We start from the raw sequence: 2,510 nt of genomic DNA on the forward strand, positions 1-2,510 counted from the left end.
CAGCAAGCAGTACCGTCACCTTACCTAGTTATGTAGCAGGAAGTGGCTATTTATTATTTAAGACAGATGCTTCTAGCTACCAAAACTACCAAGTAGAATCAAACGAAAACGATAACGTTTATGCTCACGCGCTTGATATAGTAGATAATCCACCAACCGTCCTCAATCCGATTACAGATGTCAATGTTGACGAAGATGCAGCCAATACCGTCATTGATATAACCACCGTCTTTAGTGACCCCGATGGAGATGCAATTACCAAGAGTGTGTTATCCAACACAAATACTAGCTTGGTGACAGCAACTATCGTTAATAACCAATTAATCCTAGATTATCTCCAAAATCAGTTTGGAACGGCTCAAATTACCATCAGAGGAACATCGAAAGGTTTATTTATTGAGGATACCTTTACCATTACCGTCAACCAAGTGACGGAAGGGATACTCATTACAGGCACATCTGGCAATGACAATCTTGTCGGTGGAGACGGAAACGACACCCTACAAGGATTAGCCGGAAACGACACCCTAAATGGGGGACTGGGTTCGGATTCTCTCGAAGGAGGCAATGGCAATGATGTCTATTATGTGGATAATAGTGGAGATCTTGTCCTAGAAACCGTTACAGGTAGCACAGGCGGAACGGACTTAGTTTATGCGAGTGTCTCTTATACTTTACCTAACCTAGTGGAAAATCTGACCCTAACAGGCAATTCAGCCATTAACGGTACAGGAAACACCCTTAATAACACAATTATCGGCAATAACGGCAATAACTACCTCCTAGGCGATGCAGGGAACGATAAACTAGACGGCAAAGCAGGGGTAGATACCCTAGACGGAGGAGCAGGTAATGACACTTATACCATTGATAATATCAACGATGTGATTATTGATAGTGCAGGAACAGATACGGTTATTGCCCCCTTTAGTTATACCCTAGCAGCGGGATTAGAAAATCTCACCTTAACTGGGAATGGTAACTTAAATGGTACAGGAAACACCCTTAATAACACAATTATCGGCAATAACGGCAATAATTACCTACTAGGCGATGCAGGGAACGATACATTAGACGGCAAAGCAGGGGTAGATACCCTAGACGGAGGAGAAGGTAATGACACTTATACTATTGATAACGTCAACGATGTGATTATTGATAGTGCAGGAACAGATACGGTTATTGCCCCCTTTAGTTATACCCTAGCAGCGGGATTAGAAAATCTCACCTTAACTGGGAATGGTAACTTAAATGGCACGGGGAACAGTGCGAATAACACAATTATCGGCAATAACGGCAATAATTACCTCCTAGGCGATGCAGGGAACGATACATTAGACGGCAAAGCAGGGGTAGATACCCTAGACGGAGGAGAAGGTAATGACACTTATACCATTGATAACGTCAACGATGTGATTATTGATAGTGCAGGAACAGATACGGTTTCCGCCTCCATTACTTATACCTTGGCCGATAACCTTGAAAATCTCACCTTAACAGGTAGTACAGCGATTAATGGCACGGGGAACAATGGCAATAATGTGATAACCGGAAATTCAGGTGCCAATCTTCTCTCTGGGTTGGATGGTAATGATAGCCTTAATGGGGGAAATGGAAATGATACCCTACTCGGCGGAAATGGCGATGATACTCTCATAGGAGGGACAGGAAATGACAGCTTGACGGGAGGAAGTGGCCGTGATTTCTTCCGCTATAACTCACGCACGGAAGGCATTGACACGATTGCCGACTTTAATGTGCTAGATGACACGATTTTGGTATCTCGGAGTGGATTTAGTGGCGGTTTAACGGTTGGTACTTTACTAAACACCCAGTTTACTACCGGAACATCAGCGACGACCTCTGCTCATCGTTTTATTTATAATGCCAGTAATGGTCAATTATGGTACGACATTGATGGTACAGGAACAACAGCAGCCAGCCAAATTGCGACACTTTCTCCAACTTTAGCTTTAACTGCCAGCAATTTTGGGGTTTTCTAAGCATCATTAAAGGGAGTAGGCAATCATCGGGATAACTGTTACAGGATTTCCAGCTTTAGAGATGGGCTGTCCCAAAATCTGCTCAGAGCGGCCAAAAGTTAGAAAAACGAGCGTTGAAACTTCAAGTTTTAAGGTTACACCAGCTAACGGAAGTTATCAAGCCGTTTTACAAACTTGTTTTTTTATCGATGCTTGTAATGACAATCAATCCTTGACTAATGCTAGTAATTTACAATCATTTCTCAGCTTATCGAGTAATCAATTAAGCAATCGATTTGTTACTGAAGGCTCCGCTATTAAACAGACTATTACTGCTAATGCTGGCGATATTTTAAGCTTTTCTTGTAATTTTCTGACTGATGAAGCTGCGGCTGATGTAGATTACAGAGATTTCGCTTTTTTTACCCTTAATAATACTTTATATTCTTTGGCAGATACTCAATCTAGTTTTCCGATTAATCCTTCTTTTTCCCATTTAACGAAAGAAACAGGCTATCAACCTTACAC

General features: G+C 42.0%; 2 pseudogenes. Both read left to right on the forward strand.

Annotated elements, in window-relative coordinates:
- A pseudogene (locus IM515_RS23465) lies at window positions 1–2,003 on the forward strand (hypothetical protein); the annotation flags it as partial.
- A 61-nt stretch (window positions 2,004–2,064) separates the two neighbouring features.
- A pseudogene (locus IM515_RS23470) lies at window positions 2,065–2,510 on the forward strand (PEP-CTERM sorting domain-containing protein); the annotation flags it as partial.

The organism is Microcystis sp. M44BS1 (assembly GCF_020244875.1).
GTDB lineage: Bacteria > Cyanobacteriota > Cyanobacteriia > Cyanobacteriales > Microcystaceae > Microcystis > Microcystis panniformis.